At 45.5% G+C, this 21,067-nt stretch carries 35 protein-coding genes; 34 read left to right on the top strand and 1 reads right to left on the bottom strand.

The window, feature by feature from the left end:
- Entirely contained in the window at window positions 1-1,275 is a 1,275-nt protein-coding gene (rodA, locus tag LDX50_RS05040; protein ID WP_225697316.1) for a rod shape-determining protein RodA, read from the top strand.
- Here rodA and LDX50_RS05035 read toward each other — a convergent pair.
- A complete protein-coding gene (locus LDX50_RS05035) occupies window positions 1,272-2,273 on the bottom strand; it encodes a hypothetical protein (RefSeq protein ID WP_225697315.1) in 1,002 nt (333 codons plus the stop codon). The two genes, rodA and LDX50_RS05035, sit on opposite strands and share 4 nt — an antisense overlap.
- A 192-nt stretch (window positions 2,274-2,465) precedes the next feature.
- Here LDX50_RS05035 and LDX50_RS05030 point away from each other — a divergent pair, with 192 nt between their 5' ends.
- The 33 genes from LDX50_RS05030 to rplQ all read left to right on the top strand — a co-directional run bounded on the left by LDX50_RS05030 (window position 2,466) and on the right by rplQ (window position 21,041).
- Window positions 2,466-2,789 carry a 2Fe-2S iron-sulfur cluster-binding protein gene (locus LDX50_RS05030; protein WP_225697314.1) on the top strand — a complete coding sequence of 108 codons (324 nt, stop codon included), beginning with the start codon at window positions 2,466-2,468 and terminating at the stop codon, window positions 2,787-2,789.
- A gap of 27 nt (window positions 2,790-2,816) precedes the next feature.
- Window positions 2,817-3,407, top strand: coding sequence for a thymidine kinase (locus LDX50_RS05025; protein ID WP_225697313.1), 591 nt, complete (start codon window positions 2,817-2,819; stop codon window positions 3,405-3,407).
- Window positions 3,404-5,581: a type IX secretion system anionic LPS delivery protein PorZ gene (porZ, locus tag LDX50_RS05020; protein ID WP_225697312.1), complete on the top strand. Its 2,178-nt coding sequence runs from the start codon at window positions 3,404-3,406 to the stop codon at window positions 5,579-5,581. The genes LDX50_RS05025 and porZ overlap by 4 nt, the downstream gene beginning before the upstream one ends.
- On the top strand, window positions 5,581-6,243 hold the full coding sequence (gene recO, locus LDX50_RS05015; RefSeq protein WP_225697311.1) for a DNA repair protein RecO: 663 nt from the start codon (window positions 5,581-5,583) through the stop codon (window positions 6,241-6,243). The genes porZ and recO overlap by 1 nt, the downstream gene beginning before the upstream one ends.
- A gap of 204 nt (window positions 6,244-6,447) precedes the next feature.
- Window positions 6,448-7,080, top strand: a complete 633-nt coding sequence (gene rplC, locus LDX50_RS05010) for a 50S ribosomal protein L3 (protein WP_225697310.1) — start codon at window positions 6,448-6,450, stop codon at window positions 7,078-7,080.
- Window positions 7,080-7,715, top strand: a complete 636-nt coding sequence (gene rplD, locus LDX50_RS05005; protein WP_225697309.1) for a 50S ribosomal protein L4 — start codon at window positions 7,080-7,082, stop codon at window positions 7,713-7,715. The genes rplC and rplD overlap by 1 nt, the downstream gene beginning before the upstream one ends.
- On the top strand, window positions 7,712-7,999 hold the full coding sequence (gene rplW / locus LDX50_RS05000; RefSeq protein WP_225697308.1) for a 50S ribosomal protein L23: 288 nt from the start codon (window positions 7,712-7,714) through the stop codon (window positions 7,997-7,999). Before rplD ends, rplW begins: the two co-directional genes overlap by 4 nt.
- Before the next feature lie 13 nt (window positions 8,000-8,012).
- Window positions 8,013-8,840: a 50S ribosomal protein L2 gene (gene rplB / locus LDX50_RS04995; RefSeq protein ID WP_225697307.1), complete on the top strand. Its 828-nt coding sequence runs from the start codon at window positions 8,013-8,015 to the stop codon at window positions 8,838-8,840.
- Window positions 8,840-9,118, top strand: a complete 279-nt coding sequence (rpsS, locus tag LDX50_RS04990; RefSeq protein WP_225697306.1) for a 30S ribosomal protein S19 — start codon at window positions 8,840-8,842, stop codon at window positions 9,116-9,118. The genes rplB and rpsS overlap by 1 nt, the downstream gene beginning before the upstream one ends.
- Window positions 9,119-9,120: 2 nt before the next feature.
- Entirely contained in the window at window positions 9,121-9,504 is a 384-nt protein-coding gene (rplV, locus tag LDX50_RS04985) for a 50S ribosomal protein L22 (protein WP_225697305.1), read from the top strand.
- 9 nt (window positions 9,505-9,513) lie between these two features.
- Window positions 9,514-10,263: a 30S ribosomal protein S3 gene (gene rpsC / locus LDX50_RS04980; RefSeq protein WP_225697304.1), complete on the top strand. Its 750-nt coding sequence runs from the start codon at window positions 9,514-9,516 to the stop codon at window positions 10,261-10,263.
- A 35-nt stretch (window positions 10,264-10,298) separates the two neighbouring features.
- Complete coding sequence (gene rplP, locus LDX50_RS04975) at window positions 10,299-10,721, top strand: 50S ribosomal protein L16 (protein ID WP_225697303.1); 423 nt, start codon at window positions 10,299-10,301, stop codon at window positions 10,719-10,721.
- 5 nt (window positions 10,722-10,726) lie between these two features.
- Window positions 10,727-10,921 (top strand): 50S ribosomal protein L29, encoded by a 195-nt coding sequence (gene rpmC, locus LDX50_RS04970; RefSeq protein ID WP_225697302.1) that lies wholly within the window; start codon window positions 10,727-10,729, stop codon window positions 10,919-10,921.
- A 7-nt stretch (window positions 10,922-10,928) separates the two neighbouring features.
- On the top strand, window positions 10,929-11,186 hold the full coding sequence (gene rpsQ, locus LDX50_RS04965; RefSeq protein WP_225697301.1) for a 30S ribosomal protein S17: 258 nt from the start codon (window positions 10,929-10,931) through the stop codon (window positions 11,184-11,186).
- Window positions 11,187-11,188: 2 nt separating this feature from the next.
- Complete coding sequence (gene rplN, locus LDX50_RS04960) at window positions 11,189-11,557, top strand: 50S ribosomal protein L14 (RefSeq protein WP_225697300.1); 369 nt, start codon at window positions 11,189-11,191, stop codon at window positions 11,555-11,557.
- 4 nt (window positions 11,558-11,561) lie between these two features.
- Window positions 11,562-11,909, top strand: coding sequence for a 50S ribosomal protein L24 (rplX, locus tag LDX50_RS04955; RefSeq protein WP_225697299.1), 348 nt, complete (start codon window positions 11,562-11,564; stop codon window positions 11,907-11,909).
- Window positions 11,902-12,456, top strand: coding sequence for a 50S ribosomal protein L5 (gene rplE, locus LDX50_RS04950; RefSeq protein ID WP_225697298.1), 555 nt, complete (start codon window positions 11,902-11,904; stop codon window positions 12,454-12,456). Before rplX ends, rplE begins: the two co-directional genes overlap by 8 nt.
- Before the next feature lie 9 nt (window positions 12,457-12,465).
- On the top strand, window positions 12,466-12,735 hold the full coding sequence (rpsN, locus tag LDX50_RS04945) for a 30S ribosomal protein S14 (protein ID WP_225697297.1): 270 nt from the start codon (window positions 12,466-12,468) through the stop codon (window positions 12,733-12,735).
- A 96-nt stretch (window positions 12,736-12,831) separates the two neighbouring features.
- Window positions 12,832-13,230 carry a 30S ribosomal protein S8 gene (gene rpsH / locus LDX50_RS04940; RefSeq protein ID WP_225697296.1) on the top strand — a complete coding sequence of 133 codons (399 nt, stop codon included), beginning with the start codon at window positions 12,832-12,834 and terminating at the stop codon, window positions 13,228-13,230.
- Between the two features lie 14 nt (window positions 13,231-13,244).
- Window positions 13,245-13,802: a 50S ribosomal protein L6 gene (gene rplF, locus LDX50_RS04935; RefSeq protein WP_225697295.1), complete on the top strand. Its 558-nt coding sequence runs from the start codon at window positions 13,245-13,247 to the stop codon at window positions 13,800-13,802.
- Window positions 13,803-13,810: 8 nt separating this feature from the next.
- Complete coding sequence (gene rplR, locus LDX50_RS04930) at window positions 13,811-14,158, top strand: 50S ribosomal protein L18 (RefSeq protein ID WP_225697294.1); 348 nt, start codon at window positions 13,811-13,813, stop codon at window positions 14,156-14,158.
- Between the two features lie 5 nt (window positions 14,159-14,163).
- Window positions 14,164-14,682 carry a 30S ribosomal protein S5 gene (gene rpsE, locus LDX50_RS04925; protein WP_225697293.1) on the top strand — a complete coding sequence of 173 codons (519 nt, stop codon included), beginning with the start codon at window positions 14,164-14,166 and terminating at the stop codon, window positions 14,680-14,682.
- Window positions 14,683-14,686: 4 nt separating this feature from the next.
- On the top strand, window positions 14,687-14,866 hold the full coding sequence (rpmD, locus tag LDX50_RS04920; protein ID WP_225697292.1) for a 50S ribosomal protein L30: 180 nt from the start codon (window positions 14,687-14,689) through the stop codon (window positions 14,864-14,866).
- A 31-nt stretch (window positions 14,867-14,897) separates the two neighbouring features.
- Complete coding sequence (rplO, locus tag LDX50_RS04915; RefSeq protein ID WP_225697291.1) at window positions 14,898-15,344, top strand: 50S ribosomal protein L15; 447 nt, start codon at window positions 14,898-14,900, stop codon at window positions 15,342-15,344.
- Window positions 15,345-15,346: 2 nt separating this feature from the next.
- Entirely contained in the window at window positions 15,347-16,660 is a 1,314-nt protein-coding gene (secY, locus tag LDX50_RS04910; protein WP_225697290.1) for a preprotein translocase subunit SecY, read from the top strand.
- A 4-nt stretch (window positions 16,661-16,664) separates the two neighbouring features.
- Complete coding sequence (gene map / locus LDX50_RS04905; RefSeq protein ID WP_225697289.1) at window positions 16,665-17,438, top strand: type I methionyl aminopeptidase; 774 nt, start codon at window positions 16,665-16,667, stop codon at window positions 17,436-17,438.
- 1 nt (window position 17,439) lies between these two features.
- Entirely contained in the window at window positions 17,440-17,658 is a 219-nt protein-coding gene (gene infA, locus LDX50_RS04900) for a translation initiation factor IF-1 (protein ID WP_202856030.1), read from the top strand.
- Between the two features lie 5 nt (window positions 17,659-17,663).
- Complete coding sequence (ykgO, locus tag LDX50_RS04895) at window positions 17,664-17,780, top strand: type B 50S ribosomal protein L36 (protein WP_002695078.1); 117 nt, start codon at window positions 17,664-17,666, stop codon at window positions 17,778-17,780.
- A 2-nt stretch (window positions 17,781-17,782) separates the two neighbouring features.
- Window positions 17,783-18,160, top strand: a complete 378-nt coding sequence (gene rpsM, locus LDX50_RS04890; protein ID WP_225697288.1) for a 30S ribosomal protein S13 — start codon at window positions 17,783-17,785, stop codon at window positions 18,158-18,160.
- 53 nt (window positions 18,161-18,213) lie between these two features.
- The gene (rpsK, locus tag LDX50_RS04885) at window positions 18,214-18,606 is read left to right on the top strand and encodes a 30S ribosomal protein S11 (RefSeq protein ID WP_225697287.1); all 393 of its coding nucleotides are present in this window, start codon (window positions 18,214-18,216) and stop codon (window positions 18,604-18,606) included.
- A gap of 31 nt (window positions 18,607-18,637) precedes the next feature.
- Window positions 18,638-19,243, top strand: a complete 606-nt coding sequence (gene rpsD / locus LDX50_RS04880) for a 30S ribosomal protein S4 (protein WP_225697286.1) — start codon at window positions 18,638-18,640, stop codon at window positions 19,241-19,243.
- Window positions 19,244-19,313: 70 nt separating this feature from the next.
- A complete protein-coding gene (locus LDX50_RS04875; RefSeq protein ID WP_225697285.1) occupies window positions 19,314-20,303 on the top strand; it encodes a DNA-directed RNA polymerase subunit alpha in 990 nt (329 codons plus the stop codon).
- 6 nt (window positions 20,304-20,309) lie between these two features.
- Window positions 20,310-21,041 carry a 50S ribosomal protein L17 gene (rplQ, locus tag LDX50_RS04870; RefSeq protein WP_225697284.1) on the top strand — a complete coding sequence of 244 codons (732 nt, stop codon included), beginning with the start codon at window positions 20,310-20,312 and terminating at the stop codon, window positions 21,039-21,041.
- Window positions 21,042-21,067: the final 26 nt, after the last annotated feature.

Genomic DNA, 21,067 nt, shown 5'->3' with positions numbered 1-21,067 from the left:
ATGACCCGTAGAGAGAGCATAGTAAATCAAATGGATTGGCTGACCGTCAGCCTTTTTTTCCTGATCGTGCTGTTAGGATGGATGAATATCTATGCGGCTGTTTACAACGAAAGTGCGGTTCAGAGTATTTTCAGCCCGGAATTGAATAGTGGAAGACAGTTTCTTTTTATCCTGGGTTCAATTGTCCTGATCGTAATGATCATGGTAATAGATTTCAGGTTCTACGATACTTTTGCCCTGGTGATTTACGGTGCGGTCATCGCCATACTTATTTTCGTTCTGCTCTTTGGAAGAGAAGTTGCAGGATCTAAATCCTGGTTTGAACTGGGATCGTTCAGGCTTCAACCTTCCGAGTTCGCGAAATTTGCCACTGCGCTGGCGGTGAGTAAAGTGATCAGCAGTTCGGGATTCCGAATGGATAAACTAAGGGATCAACTTATTGTCTTCGCAATTATTGGTGTACCCGCGATATTGATTGTACTGCAGGGAGATACGGGTACAGCCATGGTCTTTTCCGCATTTGTCCTTGTCTTCTATCGTGAAGGGATGTCACCCTTCCTGATCATCATGGGCGTGATCATGGCTTTCATCTTTTTTCTTACGATGCTGGTTCCGCAACATGTGTATCTCTATGTAGGCATTGGTGTGCTGGTCACATTCCTGATCCTGATCGGAAAGAAAACTTTTAAACGTATCGCTTTTATTGTGGCGGGCGGACTGATGGTAGCAGGCGTAATCATGAGTGTTGATTATGTCTTTAATAGTGTGCTCAAACCTCACCAGCAAAATCGGATACTCACGCTTATCGAAGGTCCGGAAGCGGATCCCCGTGGCGCCGGATACAATGTGCTTCAGTCTAAAATTGCAATAGGAAGTGGTGGCTTCTCGGGAAAGGGATTCCTGAACGGGACCCAGACGAAATATGACTATGTGCCGGAACAAAGCACTGACTTTATTTTCTGTACAATCGGAGAAGAACATGGATGGATAGGAAGCCTGATTCTGATCGGCCTGTTCGTTGCACTGATGCTGCGTGTGATTTTCCTTGCCGAAAGACAAAAATCGCGTTTTGCCCGTGTCTATGGCTACTGCGTGGCATGTATTCTCTTTTTCCACTTTGCGGTAAATATTGGTATGACCATCGGTTTATTCCCGGTGGTGGGTATTCCGCTGCCCTTCTTCAGTCACGGAGGATCGTCTCTGTGGGCCTTTACAATCCTGTTATTTATTTTTCTGAAGCTCGACGCGCACCGGATGCAGGTACTTACCCACTAGGAGTGACGCCTTCTGATAAGCTGAATAAATTCGGATACCTCTTCGCTGTCATGGTCCCAGTTTGTGAATTTATGGGTGAGGAATGATATAGCCTCCTCTGAGTTTGAGACACTTTCAATATGCTCTACAGTCCTCTCGAATGCTTCTTCACTTCCGTTAAATAATGTGTTCACAAACATAAAACGCTGATTGATGGAGAGGCTTTTTTTGATGTCTTCAATTTTGGCTCTTCTGTGAATATCTGCCAGGGTGGGCACTTCATCCTTCTGAAGAAGATCATTCAGGGTAGGTTTATGTCCCGTGTTCTTTTCCTTCTTTTTCTCTTCAGCTTGATCCGGTGCTTTGCGGATCTCCTTTTTTTTATCTTCTCCGTAAATCTCTTCCAGGCTCAACGATACATATCCCGAGAATTTTTCGATATACTGCTCTACGTCTTCCGGGCTTTCAGCGGTGCGCTCGAGTGATTTATCGAGAAGTTCGTTGATCTGGCCCTTTTCAATTTTCTCAAGATTTCTTTCCGCGATGATCTCCAGGATGTTGCGCAGTATATGGGGGTTGATCTTTACATATTTCAAGACATAGGAAAGATAGGAAACAGGGATTTCATCCTTGTCGTATTCACTCAGTAACCGGAAATAGAAATCATACGGCGTAAAGATAAGGAGTAAGGTCTCCTCAGTCGATTTTTCCAGCAATTCGCCATATGTCTTCCTGTTCAGCGAAATATGGTGTGAAAGCTTGTTCATGAAAACCTGCATCGCCTCTTTAATCTCTGGCGATGAGTAATCAAAAAATGGACTCCGGAGTTCGTCTGACTCACGTTGCCACTGGTCATACAGATTTTTTACCACGAAAAGATTCACCTGCTTGATCTCCTGAACATTCATTACATCCTTGCTCGCAATTTTTTCATGATCAGCAAAAAAGTCATCGGCCACCTTGTTAGCGAACCTTTTGCTGTAATCCTTCATGACATCTCTTCTGATACTGCTATCCATTTCAACAATTTTTGAGATCCAGTTTAAAGTTAACGAATATGGAATAAATACTTATCGTTATAAAAAACGGAATCATCTGTGATTTATTGGAAGCCCGGAAAAATATGGTGATCGTTAAAATGATTATTCTGTATTGCATTTGACTTTGCTGCCAGTGCGTTTGCACGTACCTTTGAATCTGAACAAGGAATTATGCCGGAAATAACTATTTCAAACCTCGCGGGGAAAAAAGTGAAAGTACCTGGAAACCAGTCAATCCTATTGGCCTTCCAGGAAAATTTTATTGATTGGATGCATGCCTGCGGAGGGAAGGGAAGATGCACCACCTGTGCATTTAATGTGCAGGCAGGAATGGACGCTCTTTCGCCCCTTACCCCGGTCGAAAAGCGATTTCTGGAAGACGGCAAACTTTCCGGCAGACAGCGTCTTGCGTGTCAGACACGCTGCCTGGGTGATGTTACTATCGAAGTTCCTCCGGCCAACCAGTTACCCCACCTTGTTTACAGATATGAATAAAGAAAGGAATTCGTTTAATTTACAGCGATGTTTGTTGAGCCACATATGGGAAAAACCGGTCGTGCAGGCTGGATTGAAGTAATATCGGGGTGCATGTTCAGCGGTAAGACCGAGGAATTGATTCGCCGGCTGAACCGTGCAATAATTGCGGGTCAGCATGTGGAAATATTCAAACCGGCGGTTGACAAACGATATCATGATGCCGATGTAGTCTCACATAATGAGCGAACAATCCGGTCAACACCCGTAGATTTTGCCAATGATATTATTCTCCTGGCAGGCGAATGTGATGTGGTTGGCATCGACGAGGCGCAATTTTTTGATGATGAGATCGTGAATGTTTGTAACAAACTGGCTAATGCCGGAAAGAGGGTGATTGTGGCCGGGCTTGATATGGACTATGAAGGCAAACCCTTCGGAATGATGCCGCAGCTCATGGCAGTCGCCGAGTACGTTACCAAAGTGCATGCCATTTGCGCCAAGACCGGGGAACTGGCTTCTTTTTCCTACCGTCTTGCCGAGGATGAATCTACGGTCATGTTGGGTAGCAAGCAGCAGTACGAGGCCAGAAGCCGCAAGAGTTTTATGGAAGATATGAGGAAACGGAACAATAAGTGAAAAACCTGTGGTTTATCGGGGTCATACTAATTTCCCTTGGCGTACATGGTCAGGATATTCCACTGGGTACCTGGCGAACACATTTTTCTTATTCCCGGGTCCTGGAAGTTGAGGAAACCACCTCCCGGATCTTCGCAGCTTCTGATGTTGGTTTATTCTCAGTTGAAAAGTCTTCAGGTGAGATCGTCAAGTATTCAACCCTTGATGGTCTTCAGGGAGTTGATATTTCAGTACTCGCCTTTGATCCGTCAGGCAGCAGGCTTCTGATTGGATACCGTTCCGGCAATATGGACATCATTGAGAACGGGGAGATCGTTAATGTTGATTTTACCACAAACTCCCAGGTCGTGGGTTCCAGGGCAGTCAATGCGATTGAGATTGTGGGGGAACTGGCATTTATTGGTACCGACTACGGTATTTTGGATTTCGACTTATCGGCAAAGAATGTGCGGGCTACTTACCGTGAAATTGGTTCTCTGGCCAGTCAGGTTGCCGTTCGGGACCTGGCGGTTTACTCCGACAGCCTGGTAGCGGTGACACCGGATGGCTGGCAGGCAGTCGCATTGGCCGGAGTCGATCCTGCAGATTACAAAAACTGGAAGCGCAATACGTTGCCCGAAGAACTTAAGAAGGTGACAACAACAGGCGGAGTGCTGTATTTTCAATCATCGGATACCATATATAAATATGTCGGCGGACAATCGCAGGCGTTTCTGCAGGAAGGTCTGTATAAGGGCATTGACACATATAACGGGCAACTACTCGTTTTTTCCTTTGCCAAGGCGGAGGTTGTAGATGAGACCGGGCAAGTACTGGATGAAATCAGCGAATCACCAATTACAGAAGTGCGGGATGGGTTGCTTGATCAGTCGGGGAACTGGTGGATTGCCGATTCGCGGGCAGGATTGCTTTCCGACAGAGATGGTGCGCTTTCATCCTTTTCACCATCCGGACCCGTACAGTCGAATATGTTTGGTCTCAGGTATTCCAGGGGTGAACTGATAGCTTTCCCTGGCGGCTACAGCAGTCAGGTCCTGCCCTTAAATAATAGCCTCGGGTATTCTGTTTTCAGATCAGGGATTTGGGAAAATATGGGTTACCCCGGATTTACCGATATTACCGACGGAGTGAATGCGCCGGAGGCGACGTACCTTGCATCATCCGGCAAGGGACTTCTGCAGGTATCGGAAGGATCTGTGGTTCTTTATAATGACACGAACAGTCCGCTCGTTCCGGCCCGGGATTCGGACATAATCATTCCTCAGCTGGTTTCGGCTAATGCCGGATTATTCATGCTTAATTATCTTTCAGCAACACCTTTACTGAGCTTTAACGGTGAAAGCTGGACGGCTTATCCTTTCTTGCCGGTAATTGCAAGATCGGCGCTGTCGTTCACACTGGCCAGCGGAGTCGCCTGGTTGATAATTCCACCTGCCCGCGGAGGCGGTATGTTAGGATATAATTTGTCGGATGCAACGTCACGTTATATATCGGAGCAAACAGATCAGGGCAGCCTGGCATCGCGGAATGTCTTTGCCGCGGCAACAGACCGGGATGGTTTTCTTTGGATCGGAACAGCCAGGGGTGTAAGCCTTTTATTCAATCCCGGAAATCTGGATGGATCCATCAATGCCGTGGAGCCGGTATTTGACGGCAGGCCGTTGCTGGTTGACCGTGAGGTATATGCCATTGCGGTGGATGGTGGAAACCGGAAATGGATGGGAACGGATGAGGGTGCCTGGCTTTTTGATCCGCTGGCTGACAATCTGATTGTTCATTTTACCACCCAAAACTCACCCCTTCCATCAGATGTGATTCTTGATATTGCGATTGACGATGTGTCCGGTGAGGTGTTTTTTCTGACGGAGGCGGGCATTGCATCATTCAGAAGTGACGCGACCGAAAGTGAAGGGAAGCACGAGGATGTTAAGGTCTTTCCGAATCCGGTTTTGAGAACCTTCCGGGGTGACGTAGCTATTTCGGGGTTGGCCAGGGATGCCATTGTAAAGATTACCGATATCAGTGGCCGGTTGATTTATCAGACTCAGGCCAATGGAGGCACTGCCACCTGGCCTGTACGCGCCCGCAGCAATACAACGGGGATATATCTCGTGTTCAGTGCCTCGGCAGATGGAGAGGAGTCGTACGTGGGGAAAATTGCTGTGATCAACTAATGATACATCAGACCAGCGGCATCGTATTCAAATTCTTTAAGTACCGTGAAACGTCGGTGATTGCGAAGGTGTTCACATCCCGCTTTGGTGTGCAGACCTATATCATCAATGGCATCCGGAGCGGGAAAAAGGGAAAGGGGCGTATGGCGCTGCTGCAACCGCTCACACTTCTGGACCTGGTTGTCACCCATAAGGAGAATTCAGACATTCAGCGGCTTTCCGAGATGCGGTGTTCACATCCCTATTCAACCATTCCGTATGATGTTCGCAAGGCGGGTATTTCATTATTCCTGTCGGAAGTGCTTTATAAATGCGTTCGGGAGGAAGGTCCATCGGAAGACCTTTATCTTTTTCTGGAGCAGTCGATGCTGGTGTTTGACGAGCTGGATGATAATTTTCAGAACTTCCATCTTCAGTTTCTGGTAAAGTTATCGCGCTTTCTGGGCTTTGGGCTGGATTCATCTCCGGGGTTTATGCTGGATTTCAGTGCGGAGGAGGTGCCTGTGATCCGCCGGTTGATGGACATCAATTATGGGGAAGAGCTCATACTTGGCCGTTCTTTGCGGCGGACTATTCTGTCGCACATTCTTGATTTCTACCGGCATCATGTGGAGGGATTAAAGGAAATCCGGTCGCTGAATGTGCTGATGGAAATATTTTAGAGGAGGTTTAGAATTTTTTATGTCCGGATGCGGCAAAATTCAGCGGGAAGCAGGACTCAAAAATTAAATGCATCTTTTCAGCCTCTCAGGCGGAAAAATTTACAAGGCACTATTTGTTAACTTACTTTTAGTTACTATCTTTGCAGTCCTTTTGCGGAAAAACTGTAGAAGGGTTAGCACAACTACGCTTATAAAGATTAGAAAATGTCTGGTATTATAGGAAGAAAAATCGGTATGACTAGCATATTCAGTGCCGCTGGAAAAAATGTTCCATGCACGGTTATAGAAGCTGGTCCCTGTGTGATCACACAGGTTAAGAATGAAGAGACTGATGGCTATAAGGCGGTACAGCTTGCTTTTGGAGAAGCAAAAGAGAAGAATGTACCCAAGGCGCTGTTAGGACATTTCAAGAAAGCGAACACTACTCCCAAGCGGGAAGTGGTTGAGTTCCGCGATTTTCGAATGGAATTTGACGGAGAGATCCAGTTAGGTCAGGAAGTTCGTGTGGGCGATGTATTTGTTGAAGGAGATTTCGTGGATGCCATTGGTCAGTCCAAGGGTAAAGGATTTCAGGGCGTAGTGAAGCGTCATGGTTTCGGTGGTGTTGGTCAGAGTACACACGGCCAGCACAACAGGTTGCGTGCACCGGGTTCAATCGGTGGAGCTTCTTATCCGGCACGTGTATTCAAAGGTATGCGAATGGCGGGACGTACAGGGAACAATCGTGTAAAGATGGTGAACCTGCGTGTAATGAAGATTATTCCTGAGCAGAACATTGTTTTGATCAGTGGATCTGTGCCCGGAGCAAATAATTCAATCGTAATACTTGAGAAATAATGGATATTTCAGTTAAAAAATATACGGGTGAAGATACTGGCCGCAAGGTTACGCTTTCTGCGGAGGTGTTTAATATCGAGCCCAACGATCACGCTATTTATTTAGATGTGAAGCAGTACCTGGCAAATCAGCGTCAGGGAACGCACAAGTCGAAGGAACGTGCGGAGATCAGTGGATCTACCAGGAAGATTAAGAAGCAGAAGGGTACGGGTACAGCACGTGCGGGTAGCATCAAGTCGCCTGTATTCAAAGGTGGTGGACGTGTATTCGGTCCGAAGCCCCGTAATTATTCTTTCAAGCTGAACAAGAAGCTGAAGGAACTTGCACGCAAGTCGGCTCTTACCTATAAAGCACAGGATGGTGGTATTGCGATTGTTGAGGACTTCAATTTTGAAGCTCCGAAAACAAAGGAATACATCAAGTTGCTCGAAGCACTGGCACTTGACAGCAAGAAGACGTTGCTTGTTTTGGGTGAGAACAGTAAGAATGTGGTGTTGTCTGGGCGAAACCTGAAGAACACCAAGATTGTATTGGCAGATTCATTGAATACCTACGATGTATTGAATGCTGACAATCTGATCCTGAGCGAGAGCTCGATTGAAAAGATCGATAATTTATTGAATAAGAAATCATGAGCGTACTAATAAAACCCGTAGTAACAGAAAAAGTCTCTGCGCTCAATGAAAAGGGCAAGTATGGTTTCATTGTAGACCGCAAAGCCAATAAGGTGGAGATCAAAAAGGCTGTAGAAAAGATGTACGGCGTAACGGTAGAGGATGTAAATACCATGAACTACCTGGGTAAGAAGAAAACGCGGTATACCAAATCCCGTGTCATTTCAGGAAGAGGCCCTTCATACAAGAAGGCCATCATTACTGTGAAGGACGGGGATGTAATTGATTTTTACAGCGAAATTTAAAAGTTAGGAAGAAATGGCAGTTAAGAAATTACGACCGGTTACTCCTGGACAGCGCTACAGAGTCGCTCCTATGTTTACCGAGATCACGAAGAGTGAGCCGGAAAAGGCATTGGTTGTGACCCGTAAGAAGAGCGGTGGACGTAACAACAGCGGTAAGATGACCATGCGCTACATTGGTGGTGGTCACAAGCAGAAGATCCGCCTTATCGACTTTAAAAGAAGCAAGACCGATGTACCGGCAACGGTGAAGGCTATTGAATATGATCCTTCCCGTACGGCGAGGATCGCGTTGTTGTTCTACGCTGACGGAGCGAAGTCATACATCATTGCCCCTGAGGGATTGCAGGTTGGTCAGACCGTTGTTTCTGGCGAGAACGTAGCTCCCGAGGTAGGTAATGCGCTTCCCCTCGGTAAAATTCCATTGGGAACAATTGTACACAACATTGAATTGAAGCCCGGACGTGGCGGTGCAATGGCACGAAGCGCCGGGTCTTACTGTCAGCTCGTGGCACGTGAGGGTAAATATGCGACTATCAAGCTTCCTTCAGGGGAGTCACGTCGTGTTCTTACCACGTGTATGGCTACAGTAGGAACCGTATCGAACGGAGATCACATGAACGTGACACTTGGAAAGGCAGGTCGTAACCGTTGGTTGGGTTCAAGACCCCGCACACGTGGTGTTGCGATGAACCCTGTTGATCACCCGATGGGTGGTGGTGAAGGAAGGGCATCCGGAGGACACCCCAGATCACGTAAGGGACTGTACGCGAAAGGTAAGAAGACGCGTTCACCTAAGAAGTATTCTAATAACCTAATTATAAGCAGAGGTAAGAAGAAATAATGGCTAGATCACTAAAAAAAGGACCTTATATAGATTTCCGTCTCGAAAAGAAAGTAGAGACCATGAATGATTCTGGAAAGAAATCCGTGATCAAGACATGGTCACGCCGTTCAATGATCTCTCCTGAGTTCGTGGGCTTCACATTTGCTGTGCACAACGGAAATAAATTTATTCCGGTATATGTAACTGAGAACATGGTAGGACATAAACTCGGCGAGTTTGCTCCCACCAGGAACTTCAGGGGACATGTCGGTAAGAAAGATAAAGGCAAGAGATAATTATGGAGGCTGTAGCTAAACTTAATAACGTACCCACTTCACCGCGTAAGATGCGACTGGTGGCTGATTTAATTCGTGGCGAGCAGGTTAACCGAGCCCTGAATATTCTGAAATACGAACCAAAGCAGGGAGCTGCGCGTCTGGAAAAGCTGTTGCTTTCAGCGATTGCCAACTGGCAGCAGAAGAATGAGGATATCGATCTGGAAGATGCAGATCTGTATGTGAAAGAGATTCGTGTAGACAGTGGCCGGATCCTGAAGCGTCTTCGTCCTGCACCGCAGGGTCGTGCGCACAGAATTCGTAAGCGTTCAAATCACGTAACACTCATCCTGGAAAGCAGAAATGCTGCCGAGGCATCGACAACGGAAGATAATAACGAAGAATAATAAGATATAATGGGACAGAAAGTAAACCCGATAGCGTTAAGACTTGGAATCATCAGGGGATGGGACTCAAACTGGTACGGAGGAAATACATTCTCTGAAAAGCTTGTTGAGGATCACAATATCCGCAAATACATTGATGCACGTATCCCTAAGGGCGGCATTTCGAAAGTGATCATTGAGCGTACGCTGAAGAGAATCACTCTTACCATCCATACGGCTCGTCCGGGTGTGGTAATCGGAAAAGGCGGTTCAGAGGTTGATAAGATCAAGGAAGAATTGAAGAAGCTCACCGGCAAGGATGTTCAGATCAATATTTTTGAGATCAAACGTCCCGAGCTGGATGCCAAACTGGTTGGTGATTCGATTGCACAGCAGCTTGAAGCCCGTATCTCCTATCGTCGTGCAATGAAGCAGGCTATTGCTTCTGCAATGCGTGTGGGTGCCCTGGGAATCAAGATCAAGGTAAGCGGTCGTTTGGGTGGTGCTGAAATGGCCCGTTCCGAGCAGTACAAGGAAGGACGTATTCCTTTGCACACCTTGCGTGCGGATATCGATTACGCCATTAGTGAGGCTAATACTGTTTATGGTAAGATCGGTATCAAAGTATGGATCTTCAAGGGTGAGGTTTATGGAAAGCGTGATCTCTCTCCGAATATTGGAATGAGTAGCAACGCTGGCGGACCGGGCGCAGGCGGACCTCGTGGTGGTCGTCGTCGGGACAATCAGCAGGGTGGACCCAGAAGGAAACGTAATAAATAAGGAATTCAGCCGAAGGGCGATAAAGATATAGCATTATGTTACAGCCGAAAAGAGTAAAATTCAGAAAGAAGCAGAAAGGCCGTGTAAAAGGTATTGCACAGCGCGGTCACATGATTGCTTTTGGTGCTTTTGGAATTAAGGCACTTGAGCCGGGATGGATTACTTCACGACAGATTGAAGCAGCGAGGATCGCGATGACCCGTGCTATGAAACGTGAAGGCCAGGTTTGGATTCGGATTTTCCCTGACAAGCCCGTTACAAAGAAACCTGCTGAGGTTCGTATGGGTAAGGGTAAAGGTGCTCCGGAATATTGGGTAGCTGTTGTTCGCCCCGGAACCATTCTGTTCGAAGCAGGTGGCGTAGACATTGAATTGGCGAAGGAAGCACTGCGCCTGGCACAGCAAAAGCTGCCGATTAAAACAAAATTTGTAGTACGTAGAGATTACGTTGAACAATAGAAATCATGAAGAATTCAGAAATACGTGCGTTAAGCCTGGATGAGCTGAAGCAGAAACTTGCCAGTGAGCAGGAGGCTTTCGATAAGATGAAATTCGCTCACGCGATTTCACCCGTTGAAAATCCTATGAAAATCAGGGACACCCGGAAACTGATTGCCCGGTTGCAGACTGAATTAAGAGCTAAAGAACTTGCTAAATAACTAGTAAATGGAGTCCAGAAGATTAAGAAAAGAACGAGTAGGGCAGGTGTCCAGCAACAAGATGGATAAGACCATCACCGTTGTGGTAAACCGTAAAGAGAAGCACCCTATCTATGGTAAGTTTGTGAATAAAACTACCAAGTTTATGGCTCACGACGAAAAGGGCGAATGTGGAATCGGTGATACTGTTCGTATTATGGAGACCCGTCCCTTGAGCAAGAACAAGCGTTGGAGATTAGTTGAAATCATTGAAAAGGCTAAATAACCATGATACAGCAGGAATCTAGATTGAATGTCGCGGATAATAGTGGAGCCAAAGAGGTTCTGTGTATCCGTGTATTGGGAGGTACCGGTAAGCGGTATGCTTCCGTGGGTGACAAAATTGTTGTAACGGTGAAGTCGGCCCTTTCCTCTTCAAACCTGAAGAAGGGAACAGTTTCTAAGGCAGTTATCGTGCGCACCAAGAAGGAAGTACGTCGTAAAGACGGATCGTATATCCGCTTTGAGGACAATGCTGCTGTATTGCTGAACCCGAATGATGAGCCAAGAGGTACACGTATCTTTGGACCCGTTGCACGTGAATTGCGTGAAAAACAATTTATGAAGATTGTTTCTTTAGCGCCAGAAGTATTATAAGACCATGGAAAGAACGAATAACAAACAGCCTAAACTGCACATACGTAAAGGAGATACCGTAAAGGTTATTTCCGGAAACTCAAAGGGCAAGACGGGCCAGGTACTGGAGGTAAATCGTGAGAAGCGACGTGCCTTTGTAGAAGGTGTTAACATTGTTACCAAGCACGTGAAACCTTCTGCCACCAAGCCCGAAGGAGGCATTGAAAAAACAGAAGCTTCTATTCACATCAGTAATCTGATGGTGGTAGATCCTGCAACCGGTGAAGCAACACGTGTTGGACGCAAGCCGAACAAGGATAACAAGCTTCAGAGATATTCTAAGAAAACCGGAGAATTTATTAAAAATGGCTAATCCGAGATTAAAAGATAAGTATACGAACGAGATCGTTCAGGCCCTGATGGACAAGTTTCAGTACAAGTCGATCATGGAAGTTCCCAAGATCACCAAGATCTGTGTGAATAAAGGTATCGGTGCTGCAGTTGCAGATAAGAAACTTGTGGATGTTGGAGTGGAAGAGCTTACAGTGATCACTGGTCAGAAAGCGGTTCCTACGATTTCGAAGAAATCAATCTCAAACTTTAAGTTGCGCGATGGAATGCCGATTGGTGCCCGTGTAACACTGCGCGGAGATAAGATGTATGAATTCATGGATCGTCTGATGTCTGTTGCATTACCGCGGGTTCGCGATTTCCGTGGGATCAACGACAAAGGATTTGATGGACGTGGAAATTACACCCTGGGTGTAAAGGAGCAGATCATCTTCCCTGAAATTAGTATTGATAAGGTAAACCGTATCAATGGTATGGATATCACATTTGTGACCACTGCCAAGACGGATGAAGAAAGTTACGAGCTGTTGAAAGCATTTGGTATGCCTTTCGCCGGCGGTAAAAACTAGAAATATATTATGGCTAGAAAATCAGTTATAGCAAGAGAAATTAAAAGAGAAAAGCTGGTAGCAAAATATGCGGCTAAGCGCAAAGCTCTTAAGGAAGCAGGTGATTACGAAGGTCTTGATAAGCTTCCCCGGAATGCTTCGCCTGTTCGCCTTCATAACCGCTGCAAGCTCACCGGTCGTCCGAAAGGTTACATGCGGAAATTCGGAATTTCCAGGGTAACATTTCGCGAAATGGCATCCGATGGAAAGATCCCCGGAGTGACCAAAGCGAGCTGGTAAAAAGATTCTCTTTTATTTTCAATCGAAAAAATAGTTATGTATCTTTGCAGGCCTGTTTCGGCAGGGTTGCAATTTTACTATTAGAAACATAGAACAATGACAGATCCGATAGCAGATTATTTGACCCGTTTGAGGAATGCCATCAAAGCACGGCATAGGGTGGTGGAAATCCCTGCTTCCAACTTGAAGAAGGAGATGACCAAATTGCTGCATGAGAAGGGATATATTCTTCATTACAAATTTGAAGATACTCCTGACAATCAGGGCAAGATTAAAATTGCATTGAAATACGATATGGAGACAAAGCAGCCTGCCATTACGCACCTGGAGCGTATCAGTAAGCCTGGCTTGCGCAAGTACTCCAATGCGGAAGAATTACCCCGTGTATTGAACGGACTTGGAATTGCTATTCTGTCGACCTCCCGTGGAGTGATCACCGACAAAGAAGCGAGGAATGAGCACGTCGGCGGAGAGGTATTGTGTTACGTATATTAATATAGAGAAACGAAATGTCACGAATAGGGAAAAAACCAATCAAACTTGCCTCCGGCATTTCCTATACCTTCGACCAGAAATCTGGTGAAGTTACAGTGAAAGGTCCGAAAGGGGAGTTGTCACAAATGATAGACCCTTCCTTCAAATTGGTTGAAAATGAGGGAGAGCTGACAGTTGAGCGTCCTAGCGAGCAGAAGCGACACAAAGCGATGCATGGCTTATACCGTTCACTGATCAACAATATGGTCGAAGGTGTTACAGACGGATACACCAAGAAGATGGAACTGGTGGGTGTTGGTTACAAGGCTTCCGCTCAGAATAATGTGCTGGAATTGAGCCTGGGATATTCACACAACATCTGGCTTGCAGTACCTGAGGAACTTTCAGTAAGTGCTGAAACGGAAAAAGGTAAGAATCCTGTTATCACACTTCAGGGTATTGATAAGCAGCTTGTCGGACAGGTTGCAGCTAAGATTAGATCATTAAGAAAGGTAGAGCCTTACAAAGGAAAAGGTATCCGATTTGTCGGTGAGCAGATCAGACGTAAGGCAGGTAAACAAGCCGCTAAATAATAAGAGCCATGGCATTCGATAAATTAAACAGAAGACTCCGGATCAAGCGTGGTGTACGCCGCAGAATCAGCGGAACCAGCGAACGTCCTCGTTTGACCATATTCAAGAGTAATAAAGGCATTTATGCCCAGATTATTGATGATACAAAAGGTCATACACTGATCTCTGCTTCTTCAAAGGAGTTGGGTCAGGAAAAGTCAAACGTAGAAGTTTCACAGGCAGTAGGAAAGAAGCTTGCTGAAAAGGCAGTGGCCAGTGGAATTGAATCAATTGTGTTTGACCGTAACGGATATTTGTATCATGGTAAGGTGAAGGCACTGGCTGACGGTGCACGTGAGGGAGGCCTTAAATTTTAAAAGATATGTCTGAAAGCAATATTAGATCAGTAAAAGCCAGTGAAATCGATCTTAAGGAAAAGGTCGTAGCCATAAAGCGTGTTGCCAAAGTGGTAAAGGGTGGTAGAAGGTTCAGTTTTTCTGCCATCGTTGTAGTAGGAGATGGTAACGGTGTAGTTGGATACGGACTTGGAAAGGCAAACGAAGTAACTGATGCGATCACAAAGGGAATTGATGATGCTAAAAAGAATCTTGTGAAGGTTCCGGTCATCAATGGAACAGTTCCTCATGAGGCATATGGAAAATATAGTGGTGGATATGTGTTGCTGAAGCCTGCTTCCCCTGGTACAGGAGTAATTGCGGGTGGTGCGATGCGTGCGGTTCTTGAAAGTGCCGGAGTACATAATGTACTTGCGAAATCAAAAGGATCCAGTAACCCTCACAACGTGGTAAAAGCGACATTTGATGCGCTTACATCCATGCGTGATCCGTATACTGTGGCACGTCAGCGAGGTATATCATTGTCGAAAGTTTTTAACGGGTAAGAAGATGTCAAAAGTTAAAATTTCACAGGTTCGCAGTACCATTGGACGGCCTGAACGCCAGAAAAGAACGATCGAAGCGCTCGGTTTGGGCAAGATCAACAGAACTGTTGAGGTGGAGCTGACTCCTCAGATCCAAGGTATGATTAATAAAGTAAGCCACCTGGTTTCGGTAACTGAGGTTTAATCAGTACAGAAACGGAAAATATTGAAGCGAGATGAAACTGAATACATTAAAGCCAGCAGAAGGATCAGTTAAAAGTAAAAAGCGTATCGGTCGCGGACAGGGAAGCGGACGTGGAGGAACCTCTACGCGCGGTCACAAAGGTGCCAAGTCTCGTTCGGGCTATTCGCAGAAGCTTGGATTCGAAGGTGGTCAGATGCCACTGCAGCGTCGTGTTCCCAAGTTTGGATTCAGAAATCCGAACCGTGTTGAATACAAGGCGATTAACCTGAGCACTCTTGAGAAGCTGATACAGGATACAAAACTGAAGACCATTGATGTGGCTGCCCTGGTAGACCACGGACTGGCTGGCAAAAAGGATTTGATTAAGATCCTGGGAAATGGTGAATTGAAATCAAAGGTGGAAGTAACCGCCCACGCTTTTTCTGCAGCAGCAGCGAAGGCAATTGAAGCAGCAGGAGGAAAAGTGACCCAGTTGTAGTTATGAAGAAATTCTTTAAGACCATACAGAATATATTTTCGATTGAAGATCTGCGGATAAGAATCCTGAATACACTCGGGTTTCTTATTGTTTTCAGACTAGGGTCTTTTATTGTTCTGCCGGGTATCGATCCTGATAAATTGGGTGATGCCTCAACAGGCGGAATCTTCGGATTGCTGGATACGTTTCTAGGAGGGTCTTTCAGCCGTGCGTCAATCTTTGCTTTGGGTATCATGCCGTACATTTCGGCATCCATCGTAATTCAGCTGTTGACGGTAGCGGTACCGTATTTTCAAAAGATGCAGAAGGAAGGTGAATCCGGCCGGAAGCGTTTGACCCAGATTACCCGGGTGCTCACCATCGTGATCACCGCCTTTCAGGCCTGGGGATATCTGTCGGCAACAATTCCTGACGAAGCAATCCTTTATTCAGGAATATTCTTCCACGTATCTTCAGTGATTATTCTGGCTTCCGGAACCATGTTCTGTATGTGGCTGGGAGAAAAAATTACTGATAAAGGTATTGGAAACGGAATATCCATGTTGATCATGATCGGTATCATTTCACGACTACCAAGCAGTCTGATTGCTGAAATGACAACAAGGGGAATGAGCGGTGCCCTGGCGTTTGTATTGGAAATTGTTGCATTGTTCTTCGTGGTAATGGCTGTAGTGGCTCTTACCCAGGCAACGCGCCGGATTCCGATCCAGTATGCAAAGCAGGTCGTGGGCAATAAAATGTATGGCGGTAAACGTGATTACATTCCACTGAAGGTTAACGCTTCCGGTGTAATGCCGATCATCTTCGCCCAGGCGTTGATGTTTATTCCACCGTTAATCGCGGGAATCTGGAGGGAAAGTGAAGTAGGAAACTATATTGGATCAACCTTCTCAAATCCGTTCTCGTGGCAGTATAACTTATTGTTCGCTATACTGATTCTGCTGTTTACATTTTTCTATACAGCGATCACAGTTAATCCGAACGATATCGCAGATAACCTGAAGCGTAACGGAGGTTTTATTCCGGGTATTAAACCAGGAAAGCAGACATCCGAATTTATTGATCAGGTTCTGACGAAAATAACATTACCAGGATCCATTTTCCTGGCGATAGTAGCGATTCTTCCTGCTTTTGCACAATTGGCAGGTGTAACATCCTCTTTCGCACAGTTTTATGGTGGAACTTCCCTGCTGATTATGGTGGGAGTTATTTTGGATACATTACAGCAGATAGAGAGTTATCTGTTGATGAGACACTACGAAGGAATGATGAAATCCGGAAAAGTGAAAGGTAGGTCTCAGATAGCGGCTGCCTGATCCTATGATCTATTATAAGTCAAAGGAAGAAGTAGCTTTAATGAAAGAAGGGGCCGAAATTTTAGGTCGGGCCCATGGAGAGGTTGCCAAACGTGTGCAGCCAGGGGTTAAGACAGAAGAGCTTGACCGTATTGCTGAGGAATATATCAGGGACCACGGCGGAGTGCCATCGTTCAAGAATTATAATGGTTTCCCTGCCGCACTATGTATTTCAGTAAATGAAAACGTAGTGCATGGATTTCCCGGACCGTATGTATTACGGGAAGGTGATATAATCTCAGTTGATTGTGGTGTGTATTACAAGGGTTTTCATACCGATTCGGCATATACCTATCCTGTAGGGAAAGTTAGTGACGAAGTAATGCAGCTGCTCAAAGTGACTAAAGAGTCGCTTTACAAAGGTATTGAACAGGCTGTTGTCGGCCAGCGTATCGGTGATGTAGCGTTTGCGATTCAGAATCATGTGGAAGAATATGGTTACGGGATTGTACGTGAACTGGTAGGACATGGAGTCGGCGCGCATTTACATGAAGGTCCTGAGGTCCCGAACTACGGAAAACGTGGCAAAGGAACAAAGCTTCAGGATGGTTTAGTGATTGCAATAGAGCCGATGGTGAACCTTGGAACCCGGAACGTTGTTCAGGAATCCGATGGATGGACCATCAGAACAGTGGATCGTAAGCCTTCAGCTCATTTTGAGCATACGGTAGCGATCTTCAAAGAAGGAACAGAGGTCGTAACGACCCATAAGTATATAGAAGAAAACTTTACGTTTTAATATGGCTAAACAGAAATCGATTGAGCAGGATGGTACAATTACCGAAGCACTTTCCAACGCGATGTTTCGCGTAGAACTGGAAAACGGGCATGAAGTGATTGCACATATATCCGGCAAGATGCGAATGAACTATATTAAAATTTTACCGGGTGACAGAGTAAAGCTTGAAATGTCGCCTTATGATTTAACAAAAGGACGGATCGTTTACAGATATAAATAAAGACCATGAAAGTTAAAGCATCAGTGAAAAAGCGTAGCGCCGACTGCAAGATCATTCGACGCAAAGGCAAGGTCTACGTGATCAATAAGAAAAATCCGAGATTTAAACAAAGACAAGGCTAATTATGGCACGAATTGCAGGAGTAGATATTCCCGATAACAAAAGAGGCGAGATTGCCCTGACCTATATTTTCGGTATCGGAAAGAGGTCTGCACAGAAAATACTTTCCCAGGCCGGAGTGGATTGGGATAAAAAGGTACAGGACTGGACCGACGATGAAGCCGGTGCTATTCGTACTGTGATCACTGAAAACTTTAAGGTAGAGGGTGTCCTCAAATCTGAAGTACAGTTGAATATTAAGCGTCTTATGGATATCGGGTGTTATCGCGGATTGAGACACCGGAAAGGGCTTCCTGTTCGTGGTCAGCGTACCAAGAACAACTCGAGAACCCGTAAAGGAAAGAGAAAGACAGTAGCCAACAAAAAGAAGGCAACTAAATAATAAGATTACACTTGTTGTGCCTGGCACAACATTGATGTGAACCGTTTAAGAACATGGCACAGAAAAGAAAAGATAAAGCTAAAAAGAGAGTTGTAGCTGTTGAGGCTATTGGACAGGCGCACATTAAGGCGTCGTTCAACAACATCATCATTTCGATGACCAATACCTCAGGTCAGGTAATTTCCTGGGCATCGGCAGGTAAAATGGGATTCAAGGGTTCTAAAAAGAACACTCCCTATGCTGCTCAGATGGCCGCTCAGGATTGCGCTCAGAAAGCATATGACCTCGGATTGCGTAAGGTGGAAGTATTTGTAAAAGGTCCGGGTTCCGGAAGGGAATCTGCAATTCGTACGATCCAGAATTCAGGAATTGAAATCACAACTATCAAGGATGTGACTCCGCTTCCTCATAATGGATGTCGTCCTCCTAAGCGACGCAGAGTATAAGTATTAGTTTGATAGAAAGGTATAAATAATAATGGCACGATACAGAGGTCCCAAAACAAAAATAGCCAGAAGGTTTAACGAACCGATCTTCGGTCCTAGCAAAGCACTGGCAAAGAAGAGCTATCCTCCCGGTCAGCATGGCCGTAACAGGAGAAGAAAGCAGTCTGAATATGCTGTTCAGCTGATGGAAAAGCAGAAGGCAAAGTATACGTATGGTGTACTGGAGCGCCAGTTTGCTAACCTGTTTGACAGGGCATCACGTAAGTCGGGTATTACAGGTGAGATCCTGCTTCAGTTACTGGAGTCGCGTCTTGATAATACCATCTTCCGTTTAGGAATTGCTCCGACCCGTCGTTCTGCACGTCAGCTTGTACTTCATAAGCATATTGTAGTGAACGGTTCTGTAGTGAATATACCTTCATATCAGATTAAAGTAGGAGATGTTGTTGAAGTTCGTGAGCGTTCGAAAACGCTGGAATTGATTACTGAAAGCCTGGCTACGCACAGCAATAAGCGTTACCCCTGGCTTGAGTGGGATGGCAGTGCAATGGTAGGCAGAATGGTTGCTGTACCTTCGCGTGAAGACATTCCTGAAAATATCAACGAGCAGTTGATCGTCGAGCTTTACTCGAAATAATCTTAGAATCTATTTAATAGGCCTGGCTGTGCAAACAGCCGGGGTTATAACCATAAAAGCAAGATAAACTATGTCGATTTTAGCATTTCAAATGCCTGATAAAGTCGTGATGGAAAAGGCAGACGATTTCCATGGACTGTTCACATTCAAGCCACTCGAAAAAGGGTACGGTGTGACCATCGGAAATGCGCTGCGCAGAATTCTGCTGTCTTCTCTGGAAGGATACGCCATTACCGGGATTAAGATCCCAGGTGTTTTACACGAATTTTCGACAATCGAAGGTGTAGTGGAGGACGTTTCAGAGATCATCCTTAATCTTAAAATGGTTCGTTTTAAGAAGATCGGTGAATCATATGATAACAAAATTACCGTATCGCTTAAGAATCAGAAAGAATTTAAGGCAGGTGATATCGCAAATGCCACAGCGGCATTTGAGATCCTGAATCCTGAATTGGTTTTGTGCAACCTGGATGAATCTGTTGAGCTTGAAGTTGAACTGACTGTGGAGAAAGGCCGAGGCTATCTTCCTGCAGAGGAGAATAAGCCTTCTGAACAAGTGTTCGGTTTTATTCCGATCGATGCAATCTTTACACCGATCAAGAATGTGAAATACAGTGTTGAAAACACGCGTGTTGAACAGAAGACTGACTACGAACAACTGGTTATCGATATTGAAACAGATGGTTCCATCCATCCTGAGAAAGCACTTGAAGGTGCGGCTCATATCCTGATCCAGCATTTTATGCTGTTCTCCGACAAGTCAATTGAGCTTGAAACCGATAAGGGAAGCGAAATCGAGCAGGTGGATGAGGAAATGCTCCACATGCGTAAACTTCTGAAGACGCCACTGAATGATCTGGATCTTTCTGTTAGAGCTTACAACTGCCTAAAAGCGGCTGATGTGAAGACATTAGGTGATCTGGTTCGTCTTGAGATCTCTGATATGATGAAGTTTAGAAACTTCGGAAAGAAATCTCTGGCGGAACTTGAGCAGTTAGTACAGGAGAAAAATTTAACATTCGGCATGGATCTGTCGAAATATAAACTTGAAGAAGAATAAGAAATCATGAGACACGGGAAGAAATTCAATCATTTGAGCAGAACTGCTCCTCATAGAAAAGCAATGCTTTCCAATATGGCTTCTTCGCTGATTCTCAATAAACGCATTACCACTACGGTGGCTAAAGCGAAAGAACTGAGAAAATATGTGGAGCCCCTGCTTACCAAAGCCAAAGAAGATACTACGCATTCACGCAGGGTAGTTTTCTCCTATCTCAACGATAAAGGATCGGTACAGACTCTTTTCGACGAAGTAGCGACAAAAATTGCTGATCGTCCGGGAGGATATACCCGCATCATCAAAACAGGTAATCGCCTGGGTGATAACGCAGATATGTGTATCATTGAATTGGTTGATTACAACGAATTGATGCTGGCCGATAAGCCTGCCAAAGCAAAGACTCGTCGAAGCAGAAGAGGAAAGAAATCCTCTTCAGATGATTCAGGCGCTGTAACTGCTGCCAAGGCAGAGGTGAAGGCAGCTGCCAGTGATATTGCAGAAAAAGCTGAAGACGTTGCAGAAGATGCGGCAGATGTCGTTGCCGATGCAGCAGCAACAGCTGAAAGTGCAGTAGAAGATGCCGTAGAAGTTGTAGAAGAGAAAGCTGAAGCAGTGGCTGAAGCAGCCGAAGAGGTTGTTGAAGAAGCGGTTGAAAAAGTCGAAGAAGTTATTGATGAAGTAACAGAGGAGACTGAAGAGAAGAAGGAAGAAGATTCAGACGAAGAAGAAAAGAAATAATTTCTTGTCGCTTCAGTTCTATAAAT

The organism is Fulvivirga sedimenti, assembly GCF_020328055.1.
The sequence above is the reverse complement of the archived record's forward strand: the minus strand, read 5'-3'. Positions and strand labels throughout refer to the sequence as shown.

Coding starts and splice junctions, on each gene's coding strand:
- rodA (WP_225697316.1), top strand. CDS start 1: ATGACCCGTAGAGAGAGCATAGTAAATCAAATGGATTGGCTGACCGTC.
- LDX50_RS05035 (WP_225697315.1), bottom strand. CDS start 2,273: ATGGATAGCAGTATCAGAAGAGATGTCATGAAGGATTACAGCAAAAGG.
- LDX50_RS05030 (WP_225697314.1), top strand. CDS start 2,466: ATGCCGGAAATAACTATTTCAAACCTCGCGGGGAAAAAAGTGAAAGTA.
- LDX50_RS05025 (WP_225697313.1), top strand. CDS start 2,817: ATGTTTGTTGAGCCACATATGGGAAAAACCGGTCGTGCAGGCTGGATT.
- recO (WP_225697311.1), top strand. CDS start 5,581: ATGATACATCAGACCAGCGGCATCGTATTCAAATTCTTTAAGTACCGT.
- rplC (WP_225697310.1), top strand. CDS start 6,448: ATGTCTGGTATTATAGGAAGAAAAATCGGTATGACTAGCATATTCAGT.
- rplD (WP_225697309.1), top strand. CDS start 7,080: ATGGATATTTCAGTTAAAAAATATACGGGTGAAGATACTGGCCGCAAG.
- rplW (WP_225697308.1), top strand. CDS start 7,712: ATGAGCGTACTAATAAAACCCGTAGTAACAGAAAAAGTCTCTGCGCTC.
- rplB (WP_225697307.1), top strand. CDS start 8,013: ATGGCAGTTAAGAAATTACGACCGGTTACTCCTGGACAGCGCTACAGA.
- rpsS (WP_225697306.1), top strand. CDS start 8,840: ATGGCTAGATCACTAAAAAAAGGACCTTATATAGATTTCCGTCTCGAA.
- rplV (WP_225697305.1), top strand. CDS start 9,121: ATGGAGGCTGTAGCTAAACTTAATAACGTACCCACTTCACCGCGTAAG.
- rpsC (WP_225697304.1), top strand. CDS start 9,514: ATGGGACAGAAAGTAAACCCGATAGCGTTAAGACTTGGAATCATCAGG.
- rplP (WP_225697303.1), top strand. CDS start 10,299: ATGTTACAGCCGAAAAGAGTAAAATTCAGAAAGAAGCAGAAAGGCCGT.
- rpmC (WP_225697302.1), top strand. CDS start 10,727: ATGAAGAATTCAGAAATACGTGCGTTAAGCCTGGATGAGCTGAAGCAG.
- rpsQ (WP_225697301.1), top strand. CDS start 10,929: ATGGAGTCCAGAAGATTAAGAAAAGAACGAGTAGGGCAGGTGTCCAGC.
- rplN (WP_225697300.1), top strand. CDS start 11,189: ATGATACAGCAGGAATCTAGATTGAATGTCGCGGATAATAGTGGAGCC.
- rplX (WP_225697299.1), top strand. CDS start 11,562: ATGGAAAGAACGAATAACAAACAGCCTAAACTGCACATACGTAAAGGA.
- rplE (WP_225697298.1), top strand. CDS start 11,902: ATGGCTAATCCGAGATTAAAAGATAAGTATACGAACGAGATCGTTCAG.
- rpsN (WP_225697297.1), top strand. CDS start 12,466: ATGGCTAGAAAATCAGTTATAGCAAGAGAAATTAAAAGAGAAAAGCTG.
- rpsH (WP_225697296.1), top strand. CDS start 12,832: ATGACAGATCCGATAGCAGATTATTTGACCCGTTTGAGGAATGCCATC.
- rplF (WP_225697295.1), top strand. CDS start 13,245: ATGTCACGAATAGGGAAAAAACCAATCAAACTTGCCTCCGGCATTTCC.
- rplR (WP_225697294.1), top strand. CDS start 13,811: ATGGCATTCGATAAATTAAACAGAAGACTCCGGATCAAGCGTGGTGTA.
- rpsE (WP_225697293.1), top strand. CDS start 14,164: ATGTCTGAAAGCAATATTAGATCAGTAAAAGCCAGTGAAATCGATCTT.
- rpmD (WP_225697292.1), top strand. CDS start 14,687: ATGTCAAAAGTTAAAATTTCACAGGTTCGCAGTACCATTGGACGGCCT.
- rplO (WP_225697291.1), top strand. CDS start 14,898: ATGAAACTGAATACATTAAAGCCAGCAGAAGGATCAGTTAAAAGTAAA.
- secY (WP_225697290.1), top strand. CDS start 15,347: ATGAAGAAATTCTTTAAGACCATACAGAATATATTTTCGATTGAAGAT.
- map (WP_225697289.1), top strand. CDS start 16,665: ATGATCTATTATAAGTCAAAGGAAGAAGTAGCTTTAATGAAAGAAGGG.
- infA (WP_202856030.1), top strand. CDS start 17,440: ATGGCTAAACAGAAATCGATTGAGCAGGATGGTACAATTACCGAAGCA.
- ykgO (WP_002695078.1), top strand. CDS start 17,664: ATGAAAGTTAAAGCATCAGTGAAAAAGCGTAGCGCCGACTGCAAGATC.
- rpsM (WP_225697288.1), top strand. CDS start 17,783: ATGGCACGAATTGCAGGAGTAGATATTCCCGATAACAAAAGAGGCGAG.
- rpsK (WP_225697287.1), top strand. CDS start 18,214: ATGGCACAGAAAAGAAAAGATAAAGCTAAAAAGAGAGTTGTAGCTGTT.
- rpsD (WP_225697286.1), top strand. CDS start 18,638: ATGGCACGATACAGAGGTCCCAAAACAAAAATAGCCAGAAGGTTTAAC.
- LDX50_RS04875 (WP_225697285.1), top strand. CDS start 19,314: ATGTCGATTTTAGCATTTCAAATGCCTGATAAAGTCGTGATGGAAAAG.
- rplQ (WP_225697284.1), top strand. CDS start 20,310: ATGAGACACGGGAAGAAATTCAATCATTTGAGCAGAACTGCTCCTCAT.